11 protein-coding genes are annotated in these 13,475 nt (G+C 35.9%); 9 read left to right on the top strand and 2 right to left on the bottom strand.

The window, feature by feature from the left end; all coding sequences use genetic code 11:
- Window positions 1-82: 82 nt before the first annotated feature.
- Window positions 83-1,438 (bottom strand): threonine/serine exporter ThrE family protein, encoded by a 1,356-nt coding sequence (locus LACWKB10_RS02095; protein WP_034978160.1) that lies wholly within the window; start codon window positions 1,436-1,438, stop codon window positions 83-85.
- 285 nt (window positions 1,439-1,723) lie between these two features.
- On the opposite strand from LACWKB10_RS02095, the gene LACWKB10_RS02090 reads away from it, so the two are divergent.
- Genes LACWKB10_RS02090 through LACWKB10_RS02080 form a run of 3 tightly spaced genes read left to right on the top strand, consistent with a single transcriptional unit; the run spans window position 1,724 to window position 5,381 of the window.
- Window positions 1,724-2,479 (top strand): DeoR/GlpR family DNA-binding transcription regulator, encoded by a 756-nt coding sequence (locus tag LACWKB10_RS02090; RefSeq protein WP_034978158.1) that lies wholly within the window; start codon window positions 1,724-1,726, stop codon window positions 2,477-2,479.
- Window positions 2,479-3,393 (top strand): 1-phosphofructokinase, encoded by a 915-nt coding sequence (gene pfkB / locus LACWKB10_RS02085; protein WP_034978156.1) that lies wholly within the window; start codon window positions 2,479-2,481, stop codon window positions 3,391-3,393. The genes LACWKB10_RS02090 and pfkB overlap by 1 nt, the downstream gene beginning before the upstream one ends.
- 17 nt (window positions 3,394-3,410) lie before the next feature.
- Window positions 3,411-5,381, top strand: coding sequence for a fructose-specific PTS transporter subunit EIIC (locus tag LACWKB10_RS02080; protein ID WP_034978154.1), 1,971 nt, complete (start codon window positions 3,411-3,413; stop codon window positions 5,379-5,381).
- 361 nt (window positions 5,382-5,742) lie between these two features.
- On the opposite strand, the gene LACWKB10_RS02075 is transcribed toward LACWKB10_RS02080, so the two are convergent.
- A complete protein-coding gene (locus LACWKB10_RS02075) occupies window positions 5,743-6,144 on the bottom strand; it encodes a hypothetical protein (protein WP_034978152.1) in 402 nt (133 codons plus the stop codon).
- A 334-nt stretch (window positions 6,145-6,478) separates the two neighbouring features.
- On the opposite strand from LACWKB10_RS02075, the gene LACWKB10_RS10365 reads away from it, so the two are divergent.
- From LACWKB10_RS10365 to LACWKB10_RS02045, 6 genes are all read left to right on the top strand, one after another.
- A complete protein-coding gene (locus LACWKB10_RS10365) occupies window positions 6,479-8,212 on the top strand; it encodes a LytS/YhcK type 5TM receptor domain-containing protein (protein ID WP_052060245.1) in 1,734 nt (577 codons plus the stop codon).
- Window positions 8,193-8,930: a LytTR family transcriptional regulator DNA-binding domain-containing protein gene (locus tag LACWKB10_RS02065; RefSeq protein WP_034978147.1), complete on the top strand. Its 738-nt coding sequence runs from the start codon at window positions 8,193-8,195 to the stop codon at window positions 8,928-8,930. Before LACWKB10_RS10365 ends, LACWKB10_RS02065 begins: the two co-directional genes overlap by 20 nt.
- A 157-nt stretch (window positions 8,931-9,087) precedes the next feature.
- Entirely contained in the window at window positions 9,088-9,522 is a 435-nt protein-coding gene (locus tag LACWKB10_RS02060) for a CidA/LrgA family protein (protein ID WP_235191483.1), read from the top strand.
- Window positions 9,522-10,247, top strand: a complete 726-nt coding sequence (locus LACWKB10_RS02055; protein ID WP_034978143.1) for an LrgB family protein — start codon at window positions 9,522-9,524, stop codon at window positions 10,245-10,247. Before LACWKB10_RS02060 ends, LACWKB10_RS02055 begins: the two co-directional genes overlap by 1 nt.
- A gap of 276 nt (window positions 10,248-10,523) precedes the next feature.
- Complete coding sequence (locus LACWKB10_RS02050; RefSeq protein WP_034978141.1) at window positions 10,524-11,783, top strand: PTS sugar transporter subunit IIC; 1,260 nt, start codon at window positions 10,524-10,526, stop codon at window positions 11,781-11,783.
- A 41-nt stretch (window positions 11,784-11,824) separates the two neighbouring features.
- The gene (locus LACWKB10_RS02045) at window positions 11,825-13,282 is read left to right on the top strand and encodes a glycoside hydrolase family 1 protein (RefSeq protein ID WP_034978139.1); all 1,458 of its coding nucleotides are present in this window, start codon (window positions 11,825-11,827) and stop codon (window positions 13,280-13,282) included.
- The last annotated feature ends 193 nt before the right edge of the window (window positions 13,283-13,475 follow it).

Below are 13,475 nucleotides of genomic sequence, written 5' to 3'. Positions count from 1 at the left end.
ATATGTTCTTAATAAACCTAGATGCAAATAAAATACCTAACTAAAAATCTAGTTAGGTAAAAAGAATTTTCCTTGAATGAACTTAGTCACAATGGCGCCATTTTGCGTCCGTTAAAATCCGAGCGGTAAGTAAACCGATTGGAAGGGCAGTAATAATCATTAAAGCATCCATAATCCAATAAGCCCCGACATTAATATTAGTAATACCAAAATTAAAGACGGCTCGATACATGTATAAACCGGGAACCATTATTACGATTGCAGGAACGGTAATTGCAATCCGAGGGAAACCAACTTTATCACGCACAAAGCTGGCAATCAGTCCTGCTAATAGTGCTCCGGTGAACGCTGCTAAGGCGGCCGGTATGTGATTAAATTCAACTAAGCTAAGTCGCAAAGTGTTCGCTAAGGCCCCAATGGCTGCTGCTACAGTTGCCATTGATACTTTGGCATTAAACATAATCGAAAATCCGAAAACGCCACAGAAACTTGAAATTATTCTGAAAACTGTTAGTAATGTTGGACTAAGAGAAATTTTTGGCATTGCACCCGGTGATAAGTTGAGTATGGTAGCCGTCCCCCAGCCTACCATTGACGCAATCATGACAACTAGTATTGCATAGGCCAGCCTTTCAAGTCCTGACCGCATATCAAGTTTTGACATATCAAGACCAGAAGTAATAAAGGGGAATCCAGGAATGACATAAAGCATTGAACCAATGTAGCCATATGCATGATTATTGCTCCAACCACAAATTATTGTGCCTAATCTAAAACAGATAAAATATACGGCACAGGAAACAGCTACCCCAACAGCAATTTTGGCAACGAGAGTGACTTTTTTTCTTCCTAAAAGTTGACGAATATAGTTTCCAATTAAGGCTCCAAAAAATGTACATAACATTTCCGGTATTCCTCCACCAAGTAGAAAAATAAAGCTAGCACAGGCCAGACCGGCACTCAAAGCGGAAATGATTAAAGGATAATTTTGAGTATGGCGTTCAATTTGATTCAGTTTGCGGTGAACTGCTCCAATAGTCAAATAATCATTTTCAGTTTCAAATTTACGGACAAATTCTTCCATTTCATTGAGCTTGTTCATATTTACTTCTGTAGTTGGTAAGGAAAGAGTCTGTGAGTAAGACTTGTTGTCAACATCAAAGCAGGTATAGCTAATAGTTACCAAGCCAATGTCTGTTGAACATGTGATTTTAAGTGCACGTGCAATAGTATTCATCGAATCACGAACCCGCCAGGCTCCAGTACCGCATTGCAGCAGCATTATACCAATTCTTCCGACTAAAGACCCTTTTTCTACCAAGGTGATATCTTTGACTAAGGTATCATCTGAACTTTTGAAAAATTCTTTCCAGTGAATTCTCATATGGTGTTTACTAGAAATCTTGGGATATGATTGAGGAGTCTGCTTACCTTTCATAACTAAATTTATAACCTTTCTTTTTATAATGTAATATTTTAATTTTACCACACTCGTGGTTGGACCAATTCTATGGGTTTAATTAGAGCAAAAATTTTAAGTAAACACATTAGCTGTTATTTATGTCCTCTGTGGCAAATTACCATTGAAGACATTAAGGTTTATCATGGACAACCATTATTTTTAGCTAAAAATGAACGTTTTTGCAAGAAAATGATGAATTGTGATTGAAAATGATTGATTTTAAATGCTAAAGCGAATAAAATACTGTCTGGGGTGAAATGTATGCTAACGCCGGAAAGACAAAAAGTAATTGAAGATTACGTTAACCAGCATGGTTTGTGTCGGGTAAGTGACCTTTGTTCATTGACCTCAACGTCTGAGTCAACGATTAGACGTGATCTTAACCAGATGGAAGAAAAAGGTCTGATTAAACGGGTACATGGTGGTGCGCAATCAGTCAAAAATTTTACTCATGATGTGTCTCAACATATTCGTTTTTCAATGAATCACGATGCTAAAAAGCTGATTGCTCAATATGCTGTTAAAAACTATGTACATAAAGATGATTACATTTTTATTGACGCAGGTACTACAACATATGAAATGGTTCCTTTTATTGCGATGATTCCAGGAGTGACGATTGTGACTAATGGTTTAGAGACTGCACTTTGTGCTCTTAATAACGGAATTAAGACCATACTTTTAGGTGGTCGAATAAAGGAAGATACCCATGCAGTAGTCGGACAGACTGCTTTGCAGCAATTGCAAGAAATGAATTTTTCTGCCAGTTTTATCGGCACTAATGGACTTGATTGCCAAGGCAATTTGACAACTCCCGATACTGAAGAAGCGGCAATTAAAAAAATAGAAATTTCTCGGGGAAATCATGCATACATTTTGACCGATACTTCTAAAATTGGTGAGCGTAGTTTTGCTACCTTTGCGAAAGTAAAAGATGTAACAATAATAACCACTTCTTTAACTGCAAAGGACAAAAATTTACTGCCCACAAAAATTAACCTGAAGGAGATATGCTAATGATTTATACGGTTACAGTTAACCCAGCTTTGGATTATGTGATCCAATTGGAACAGGTTAACCGTGGTGAAGTTAATCGCGCAGATAACTGCACGTTTCTGGCAGGTGGCAAGGGAATTAACGTTTCCCAAATTCTTAACCAGTTAGATATTGATAACACCGCTTGGGGTTTTGTTGGTGGCTTTACGGGTAAAGAATTAGTGCGTCAGCTAAATCAGCGCCGCATTGTTAATGATTTTGTCACCATTTCTGACGTGACCCGCGTTAATGTTAAGGTGCACGCAGAAGAAGAATCAGAGATTAATGCTGCTGGTCCCAATGTTACAGATCAGGAAATAACTGCTTTTAAAGCACATCTTAGCGATTTGCAAAAAGGTGACATTGTGGTTTTGAGTGGTTCTTTAGCACCAAGCTTGCCGGTTGATTTTTATAAGGAACTTCTACCTATTATTAAAGAAGCAGGGGCAGAATTTGTAATTGATACCACTGGCCAGGCTTTGCTTGATACTTTGAGTTATAAGCCACTTGTGATTAAGCCAAATCATCACGAACTAGCTGATTTATTCAAAACTACATTTGAGTCAGATCAGGAGATGCTAGAGTGTGCGCGCAAATTGCTTGACATGGGTGCACAAAATGTTATGGTCTCCATGGCTGGTAAAGGTGGCTACTTGATTACGCCTAAACATTTTTATCATGCCAAAGCAGCTGTTGGAACTGCTGTTAATTCGGTTGGTGCTGGAGATTCAATGATAGCTGGCTTTGTCGGCACTTATGTTAAAACAAAAGATCCAGCCGAAAGTTTTCGTATTGGTATGGCTTGTGGTGCTGCCACAGCTTTTACTAAAGATATAGCTGTTAAAAGTCAGATTGATGCGGTTTTGCCGCAAATTAATGTTGAAGAAATTTCGTAATTTGAGGAGAATTTAAAATGAAAATTAAAGATATTTTGGCTCCTGAATCCATGATTATGTCGCTTAAAGCGGCTAATAAGGAAGATGCTGTTAAGGAAATGGCAGACTTGGAAGTCAAAACCGGCATCGTCAATGACGAAGATGAATTCATCAAGTCAATTTGGGCTCGCGAAAATGAATCTACCACCGGCATTGGTGATGGAATTGCAATGCCTCATGCCCGTAATAAGACAATCAACAAGGCGCGTGTGCTTTTTGCTAAAAGCGAAAAGGGAATTGACTACAATTCACTTGATGGTCAACCGGTTCATTTATTCTTTATGATTACTGCACCTGACGGTGCTGATAACACTCACCTTGAAGCTCTAGCTAAGTTATCTGGTTTATTAATTGATCCCGATTTGGTTAATGCTCTTAAAAAAGCGCAAACACCTGAAGAGGTAATACAGCTTTTTGAAGATGCTGAAAAACAAAAGGATCAAGATAAGAAAGCCGAGAAAGAACAGGCTGCAAGTACAAATGAATCTAATAAGGAAGAAAAGCCTTTAATTGTTGGTGTCACTGCTTGTATTAACGGTATCGCCCACACTTATATGGCTCAAGAGGCTTTGATCAAGGCAGGTAAAAAGCGCGGTGTTGATGTTCGCATTGAAACCAACGGTTCAGAAGGTGTCAAAGATAAATTAACAGCTGCTGAAATTAGCCGTGCTCAAGGTGTTGTCATTGCATCGGACAAGAAAGTTGATATGCCCCGCTTTGATGGCAAGCCTTTAATTTCTCGTCCAGTTGTTGACGGTATCAACAAACCTGACGAATTGATCGATAACATTTTAGATTCAAAAGCCAGCGTTTACCATTCTAATGGTGAAAAGAGTAATGAAGAAAGTGACAACTCTAAAGAAGGCGTCTGGGGTTCAATCTACAAAAACTTAATGAACGGTGTTTCCCACATGTTGCCATTTGTTATCGGTGGCGGTATTTTAATGGCAATCTCCTTTATTGTGGAAAACTATGCTGGTGGTCCAAAATCTCCTGCTTTCATTTTCTTAAACAATGCCGGTAACATGGCATTTGCATTCATGGTGCCGATTTTGTCAGGTTACATCGCTGAATCAATCGGTGACTTGCCTGCTTTAATGCCTGGTTTTGTCGGTGGTTTTATGGCCACGGTTTATAGTGGTGCATATGGTGGTGCTTATGTTGCCAATGTGGTAACTAATGCTAAATCACCTGCCGGTTTCTTAGGTGGTCTGGCTTCTGGATTTATTGCCGGATACTTGGTAGTCGGCTTAAAGAAATTATTTGCCAAGTTGCCGAAGTCTCTTGAAGGGATGAAGCCAATGCTCATTTATCCAATTTTGAGTCTGCTCTTCATAGCCCTTATTATGTACTACATTGTTAATCCAATCTTTAGTGCCGTTAACTTTGCAATTACTAATTTCTTAAACCAAATGGGTACGGGAAACTTGGTAGTTTTGACAACTATTTTAGCTGCCATGATGTCAATTGATATGGGCGGACCTTTCAACAAGGCTGCTTACGTCTTTGCTTCAGGTGCTTTTGCCAATGATCCTCATTCAACTGTTGCTGCTGTAATGATGGCTGCTGTAATGGTTGGGGGCATGGTACCACCATTTGCGACTGCAATTGGTACGACTTTCTTTAAGAATAAATATACTGTGGATGAACGTCGCGCTGGTGTAACCAACTGGATTTTAGGCTTTTCCTTCATTACTGAAGGTGCTATCCCATTTGCTGCGGCAGATGCTGGTCACGTTATTCCTTCATGTATCATTGGTTCTGCTGTCGGTGGCGCTCTAGTCGGCTTATGGCGTATTGGCGTTCCCGCACCTCACGGTGGTCTCTGGGTATCTCCTCTTGCTAACCACATTTTGCTTTACTTCGTTGCTACTATTATTGGCTCGATTGTTGCTGGTGTCATTTTAGGACTGTGGAAAAAGCCGGTTGACCAACAAGAAGATAAATAACAAAATTTAATTGAATTATACAAAAACTGCACTGATCTGTTTAAAAAGTTCAGTGCAGTTTTTGTTTGTAAATAAATGCTTATAAGCTGAATACCTTTAATTATATAGATCACTCTATTGCATTACAGATGTATAATTAAAAAATATTGACTATATAAAAACGTTAATATAAAAATCCTTTATATTCATGTAATGACCATTTCCGGGCCAATTTCTTGGAACGGTACCAGTGAGCACAATTGTGTATTTTGCTACCATGCATAACATTAGCCTCAGTTAATACTTGATGTCCTTTAAGCTTCGACACGTTGTAAAAAAGACCTCCATCTTCTTCGTAACCGCCAATGGCATTAGTTGAGTTTCAGGGTTTTACGTTCAACCATTTATGGCCGCCTTCATTTTTATAACCAGTTAGAAACTCCCAGTGTAAAGCTTTATTATCATCGCTGCCAAGTGCATCTGTAGCAGTATGTGGGATATATTTATGTAGAAATTTAGAATCAGTTCCCATCTTCATTTTTTTCGGATTTTCGCCATAATAGTATGTTCTGGTAACTTTAGTTTTAGTAAAAGTTTCTTTGGTGACGAACGGATAATTTATATCTTCTTTATTAAAAAAATACCAGTTGCCCCGTATTGCCTTAGGATAAACGGTTGGTACTTTTTTCGCTTCTACAGTAGTTGCTGAATTGTTGACTAGATTCCCAACTGTCCCCAAGCTTATTAAAGCAATGACTGAAATTAGCGATTTCTTTAGTTTCATTTTTCTCTCCTTTTAAACTGTTTTAGCAATTAATATATTATTAATAGTATCATTTGACAGAAAATAGATAAAAGCAAATTATCAGTTAGACGATTGTCTTTTATCTGTTTAATAAATTTTTTAAGCAATAAGTTTCAAAAATCTTAGTGAATTTGAAGCACGGATTTCACCATTTCAAGTGGCATTTTGAGCAGTTGAATACGATTTCTATTGCGTAAGCTGAAAAAATTGTCATACTTATATGATATAAAAGGTTAATTCCAGCTTAGTTTACGGATTGGAGAAAAACGTGTTCAACCTATTCATATTATTATCAGAACGCCTGGGTATTATTATGATTCTGGCGTTTCTCCTTGTTAACATGCGCTTTTTTAGGGATTTAATTGAAAAAAGAACCTTAAAATCGCAAATCTGGTTATTTATCATTTTTTCACTCTTCGTTGTCATTGCCAATCTCACCGGTGTAGAAATTTCGAGTTCAAAAGAAATAGTTACCCCACTTATTCTGACAGAATTACCCCAGTCTGATTCAATAGCAAATACCCGGATGCTGGTTATCACTACTGCAAGTTTGACTGCTGGACCATATGTAGGACTTTTAGTTGGTTTAGTGGGTGGGTTACACCGTGTGATTTTTGGTGGCTTTTCGGATTATTTTTATATTGTCAGTTCGGTTCTAATCGGCTATCTAATTGGCGTTTTAGGTGATAAGGTTAAGAAAAATAATTTGTATCCTTCAACCTTTTGGGTAGCAGTTTTATCTTTTTTAGCAGAACTGATTCAAATGGCATTTATTTTTGCATTTCATGGTTTCGGCTTAATCAAATTAATTTTTGTACCCATGATATTGTTAAACACAATTGGCTCTTGCTTGTTCATTGAAATTTTGAAAACTTATTTATCAAATGAGCGTCAATTGAGAGCTGTGCAAACTAAAGATGTTTTGGAATTGGCCAATAAAACATTGCCTTATTTTCGTCATGGCCTTGACTTTGATTCTGCAGAACATGTCTGTAAAATTATCAAAAAATACACTAATTTTGATGCGGTAGGCTTAACTGATCGCATTAATGTACTGGCTCATGTTGGCGCTGGACAAGATCACCACATTGCTGGTGAGCCCGTAATAACTGATTTATCAAAAACAGTTATTGCTTCGGGACATGAAAAACTGGCACATTCAAAAGAAGAAATTGGTTGTCCCCATTCGGATTGTCCATTAACATCTGCAATCGTTTGCCCACTGCAAGTAAATAAAAAAACGATTGGAGCTTTGAAACTCTATTTTTGTGCTGAACAAGAAATGACAGTAGTTGAAGAAAATTTGGTTCGCGGTCTTGCTATGATTTTTTCAGGACAATTGGCTATTGGCATTGCAGAACAGCAGACCAGTTTGGTGAATGAAGCTGAAATTCGGGCATTACAAGTTCAAATTAATCCGCATTTTTTATTTAATGCAATTAATACAATTGGAGCCTTAATGAGGGTTGATGTTAGTGAAGCTCACAGAGCTTTAATGCAGCTTAGTACATTTTTTAGATTAAGTTTGAAAAATGGCCAGGCAAAAGAAATTACCCTTGATCAGGAAAAAAGGTATGTTAGTGCTTATACTGGAATTGAGGAGCTGCGTTTTCCGCATAAATTTAAAATTGACTATCAAATCAGTGTGCCTGATAGTACGCTTCTGCCATCGTTTTGTTTACAAATCTTTGTAGAAAATGCTATCAAGCATGCCTTCAAAGGCAGAAAAACTGGTAACAAAATTATCATTAATTTAAGTCAAAAAAAAGATTACTTGCAGATTTTAGTAAGTGATAATGGTGTTGGTATTAAACCGGAAATTTTAAAAAGGCTGGGTCAAGAGCCAATAAGTGAATCTGGCGGCAGTGGTACAGCACTCTATAATTTAAATAAGCGTCTTATAGGTTTATATGGCACAAATAGTCAATTGCATATCAAAACTGGTAAAAATGGAACTACTTTTAAAACCGAGATACCATTGAGACAAGCTGAAAAAAGTGATTTTGAAGGTCAAAGGGGAGCTAAAAATGAGAATTTTGGTAGTTGATGATGAACCACTAGCCCGCACTGAATTATCTTATTTGATTAAAAAAAGTTCAGTTTTAAATAATCAAACCGTTAAACTCTATGAAGCAGAAGATATCAAAGAAGCACAGGGAACTTTGCTTAAATATAAAATTGACTTGCTGTTTTTGGACATTTCGCTTAATGAAGAAAACGGCTTTGAGCTGGCCGATGAATTGAAACAACTGAGCTATTCACCGATGATTGTATTTGCTACTGCGTATGATAATTATGCTGTGAAGGCTTTTGACGTTGGTGCACTTGACTATGTCTTAAAACCATTCGAACAAGAGAGGGTTGATCAGGCACTGCAAAAGGCTGTGAAAGTTTTAAACAGTCAAAATAAAAATTCTGCACAGCCAGAAAAGTCAAAAAGTGACGTTCTTAGTATTGAGCTTCAAGATCGCAACGTGGTTATTAAGAAACTGGAAGTAATAGCAGCAACGGTTAATAACGGTGTATTAACAATTGAAACAAATAAGCAAAAATTCGAAACACGCAAAACCCTGGCCTGGCTTAAGGAAAGGCTAACGGATCCATGTTTTTTACAAGTCCATAGAAATGCAATTGTAAATATTGAAGATATCAAGGAGGTTCAGCCCTGGTTTAATCATACATTGATGTTGATTATGAATAATGATTCCAGAGTTCAGGTAGGTCGATCTTACCGCAAAGAATTGAACCAAAAATTAGGTTTGTAAATAGTGTTCTAATTTATTTTGACTTGTGAATTTGCTTTAGTGCAGTTCACAGGTCATTTTTTGCAATTCACGGGTTAATCGCTTACAAAAATCGCATTTTCTATTATCTTATTACTTGAAAGCAAGAAAGCTGAAAATGAGAAAGGAAATCGATCTTATGAAAAAAGAAAAAACAAAATCAGCTCCAATTTTAGTACAAATGTTTATTTATGCTGCAATTTTGTTTGTGGCACAAGTAATTTCTGATTTGATGCCAAAGTCTTTTCCCGTACCGACTCCAGTAATAGGATTAGTTTTGCTTTATATTTTATTGACTTTTCATGTAATCAAAGTTGAATGGGTAGATTCTTTTGGCAGTGCATTAATCTCACTAATTAGTTTTATGTTTGTTCCATCTGGAATCTCATTAGCTGCAAATTTAAAGATTATGAAAGAGGAGGGAATACAACTAATTATAGTAGTAATTGCTTCTACAATCATTTTGTTAGTTGTAACTGCTTATACAACTAAATTCTTTAGTTGGGTTATAGGAAAAGTAACTAGTAATCAACTAACTGTTATTAATCACAAAAAAGTAGGGGATGTTAAATAATGCAATATATTACTAATCCATTATTTGGAGTTTTCTTGTCATTAATTGTATTTTTAACTGGACAATGGCTGTTCAAAAAATCAAAAGGTTTTTTCCTTTTTCAACCACTCTTTGTAGCAATGGTTTTGGGAATAGCAATCCTAATTATCCTTGCTAAGTGCTTTGACGTTTCAACAGCTACTGTTTATGCTAAAGCTTATAAACCAGGTGGAGATATTATTTTCTGGTTCATCACGCCAGCTACAATTGCTTTCGCAGTACCATTGTATAAGCGTAATGATGTTGTAAAGAAAAACTGGCTGGTTATTCTTTTAGGGTTGGTTTTTGGTACGTTAATTTCAATGGCTTTAATAACACTTGTCGCTAAAGCAGTTGGTTTAAATACTGTCGGAATAAAGTCAATGCTAAGTCAGTCTGCTACTACTGCTGTAGCAATGCCAATAACAAAAGCTATTGGGGGCAATGCCTCTGTTACAGCTATGGCATGCATACTTAATGCTGTAGTAATTTACGCCTTAGGCAAACAATTAGTTAAGTGGTTCAACTTAAATAGTGATCCGTTGGGAACTGGCTTGGGTTTAGGTTCTGCAGGACATACTATCGGCTCAGCTTTTGCATTGGAAATGGGCTCTGTGCAAGGAGCAACTGCTGCAGTGGCTGTTGTTGCGACAGCTTTAGTGGATAATCTGTTAGTTCCAGTTTTTGCCCATTTAATTGGGTTATAGTTTATAATTTTATAGTTGTTTGTTTACTTACTCTAAAAGCGTGCGAAAATTTCGCACGTTTTTTTGATTGCCAAAAGCTAAAGAATGGTTTGCTGATTTTAATATTTTTCTGTGCTAATTAATTAAGAACTTACAAAATTGCTAACCTGTGAAATGGTTAGAAAAGTTCTGGCTTTTGCATATAGAACGCCAACTGTTTATAGATAATAATATTTTATAGCTGATCAGTTAATAGCAATTAAATAGCTTTTGTCTAAAAACATTGGAGGTTTATAGATGAAAATACAAGATAAGTTTTTAAAAGGTGCACAGACTATTCAAAATAATATTTATGTCAAATCTATTTCTGATGGTCTGTTGTCGTCAATGTCAATTATTATTTTAGGTGCGATTGGAAGTTTAATAAATAATCTTCAAATTCCTGCCTATCAAAAATTATTAGTTTCACTGAATCTCAAGTCAATACTTAGTATTCCTGCTAACGTTACTATCAATGTTCTTAGTTTATACGCGGTCTTTTTAGTGGCAAATAAATTTTGTGAATTAAGTGGAAATGAAAATAAAAAATACGGTATTGAAGCAGGCATTATTGCATTAGTTAGTTTCTTAATTGTCACTCCATTTAATACGGATAAATCTTCATCAATTGTTTCACTGCCTTCGGATTGGCTAGGAGCCAAAGGGCTGTTTACATCTTTTCTGGTGGCATTAATAGTAGCTAAGTTATATCTTTTCCTAAAAAATAAAGGATGGACCATCAAAATGCCAGAAGGTGTGCCACCAACTGTTTCGAACTCTTTCACGGCTTTAATACCATCATTTATAATTGCTTTTATCTTTTTAATCACTAGATATTTATTTTCTTTAACTAAGTTTCAAAGTCTGCATAATTTTATTTTTACCATCATTTCCACTCCATTAACATTGCTAAGCAATAATGCATTTACAATGATTTTGTTGGTTCTGATTACCCATTTATTGTGGATTTTTGGTATTCACGGAGTAATGATTGTAGTTTCAGTATTTATTGGAATATGGATGCCTTTAGATGCTGCCAATCTTGCAGCATTTAATGCTGGACATGCAATTCCAAATATTTATACTGGTGCCATTTATGGCATGTCAACTTTTGCCGGATCTGGGCTAACAATAGGCTTATGTATTGCAATGTTAAGAGCACATAAGCAGCAGTACAGAACTTTAGGTAAGCTATCTATAATTCCAAATTTATTTGGTATTAACGAACCCCTGGTATTTGGTACACCTATTGTCATGAATCCTATTTTAGCCATTCCTTTTATACTTACCCCTTTAGCTGCCATCATAATCGCCATTTTAGGGATAAAAGTAGGTATTTTACCAGTTCTTCCAGGAATTCAAATTCCTACAGGAACCCCAATTATAGTACACGGATTCTTAGCAGGCGGCGGAAGTATTGCTTGGGCAATATATGAATTCTTAATTTGTGTTTTAAGCTATTTTATTTATCTGCCTTTCTTTAAAAAAATTGATTCAGAACCAGAAACAAATAATTAGTTATTGTAAGAATTTTTAGACTTTAGATTGGAAGAAAAATAATGTATTCAGAAAATTTTTTGCAAAACTTTCCCCAAAATTTCTTATGGGGAGGTGCTACTTCTGCCAGTCAAATTGAAGGTGCGTGGAATGTTGATGATAAAGGACCAACAATTACTGAAATAGTGCCTAGACCAAAAATGAATCAAAAATTGGCTTTGCCTACTGTTACGAAAGATTCAGTTGCTTTTGCAGAAAAAGATTTAAATGATTTAAGGTATCCCAAAAGGAAGGGCATTGATTTCTTTCACCATTATAAAGAAGATATTAAATTACTTTCTAAAATGGGATATAAGGCATTTAGATTTTCAATTTCCTGGGCAAGGATTTTTCCAAATGGTACGGAAGATAAGCCGAATATTAAGGGCTTAGAATTTTATGACAAAGTAATTTCTGAATGCCTAAAGTATCAAATTGAACCGGTAATTACATTACATCACTTTGACTTGCCTTTAGGACTAGTGAAAAATCAAAATGGCTGGTTGAGCAGAAAAACAATAAAAAACTTTACTAAGTATTCTGAAACTGTTTTTGAACGTTATAAGGGAAAAGTAAAATATTGGATTACATTCAATGAAATAAATTCTGCAACCTGGGGATTTGTTGGAACAGGGGCAATAGAAGAAAACTTGACTGAAAATGAAAAAAAGAATGTTCGTTTTCAATCTTTGCACCATATGTTTATTGCCAGTGCCTTAGCAGTACAGCAGCTACATAAAATTGATCCCAAAGCTCATATTGGCTGTATGGTGGCAAGAGATATGGTTTATCCCTCAACATGCGACCCTCAAGATATTTTGGCTGCTGTGCAAAGAGATAATTTAAACTTATTTTTTTCTGATGTTCAAATTTTAGGGGAATACCCCAGTTTTATGAATAGGTATTTTAAAAAGCATGGCATATCAATAAAGATGAAACAAGATGATGAGAAAATTTTAGCTAATGGCAAATGTGACTTCTTATCTTTTAGCTATTATTCATCTTTAACTATTTCTAGTTCTCATAATGCTAAAAAAGAACACGGCAATATGGCTGTGGGTGGTAAAAATCCCTATTTAAAAGAAACGGACTGGGGCTGGCAGATTGACCCTTTGGGCCTGAGAATTACCTTGAATGAATATTGGAACAGATATCACGTACCTCTGTTCATAGTCGAGAATGGACTGGGAGCTAAGGACATTTTGGAAGACGGCAAGATTCATGATGATTATAGAATTCAATACTTGAAAGAACATATTCTTCAAATTCTTGAAGCAATAAAAGATGGAGTAAACGTTATTGGGTATTTAATGTGGAGTCCGTTTGATTTGGTAAGTGCTTCTACATCTCAAATGTCTAAAAGATATGGTTGCATATATGTTGATTTGAACGATGATGGCACCGGGACTCTAAAAAGAATTCCCAAAGACTCTTTTTATTGGTATAAGCAGGTAATTGAATCTAATGGAAATATTTTATAATAAAGTATATTACAAAGTTTAATTATTTATTTATTTGTTCTAAAAGCGTGCGAAAATTTCGCACGTTTTTTTGATTATTGGGTTCATTGAGACTATCTGCTATGAGCAATGAAACTGTAACGAAACTATAATAAGGCGTTGCTTTTAAAGCACTCCCTAATTAGTGTATAATGGTTATTAATTGTAAGTAACT

This window comes from Lactobacillus sp. wkB10 (genome assembly GCF_000760615.1).
Taxonomy (GTDB): domain Bacteria; phylum Bacillota; class Bacilli; order Lactobacillales; family Lactobacillaceae; genus Lactobacillus; species Lactobacillus huangpiensis.
The sequence above is the reverse complement of the archived record's forward strand: the minus strand, read 5'-3'. Positions and strand labels throughout refer to the sequence as shown.

Bases quoted from the DNA above. Each gene is read 5' to 3' on its own strand.
- LACWKB10_RS02095 (WP_034978160.1), bottom strand. From the start codon at position 1,438: ATGAAAGGTAAGCAGACTCCTCAATCATATCCCAAGATTTCTAGTAAA.
- LACWKB10_RS02090 (WP_034978158.1), top strand. From the start codon at position 1,724: ATGCTAACGCCGGAAAGACAAAAAGTAATTGAAGATTACGTTAACCAG.
- pfkB (WP_034978156.1), top strand. From the start codon at position 2,479: ATGATTTATACGGTTACAGTTAACCCAGCTTTGGATTATGTGATCCAA.
- LACWKB10_RS02080 (WP_034978154.1), top strand. From the start codon at position 3,411: ATGAAAATTAAAGATATTTTGGCTCCTGAATCCATGATTATGTCGCTT.
- LACWKB10_RS02075 (WP_034978152.1), bottom strand. From the start codon at position 6,144: ATGAAACTAAAGAAATCGCTAATTTCAGTCATTGCTTTAATAAGCTTG.
- LACWKB10_RS10365 (WP_052060245.1), top strand. From the start codon at position 6,479: ATGATTCTGGCGTTTCTCCTTGTTAACATGCGCTTTTTTAGGGATTTA.
- LACWKB10_RS02065 (WP_034978147.1), top strand. From the start codon at position 8,193: ATGAGAATTTTGGTAGTTGATGATGAACCACTAGCCCGCACTGAATTA.
- LACWKB10_RS02060 (WP_235191483.1), top strand. From the start codon at position 9,088: ATGAAAAAAGAAAAAACAAAATCAGCTCCAATTTTAGTACAAATGTTT.
- LACWKB10_RS02055 (WP_034978143.1), top strand. From the start codon at position 9,522: ATGCAATATATTACTAATCCATTATTTGGAGTTTTCTTGTCATTAATT.
- LACWKB10_RS02050 (WP_034978141.1), top strand. From the start codon at position 10,524: ATGAAAATACAAGATAAGTTTTTAAAAGGTGCACAGACTATTCAAAAT.
- LACWKB10_RS02045 (WP_034978139.1), top strand. From the start codon at position 11,825: ATGTATTCAGAAAATTTTTTGCAAAACTTTCCCCAAAATTTCTTATGG.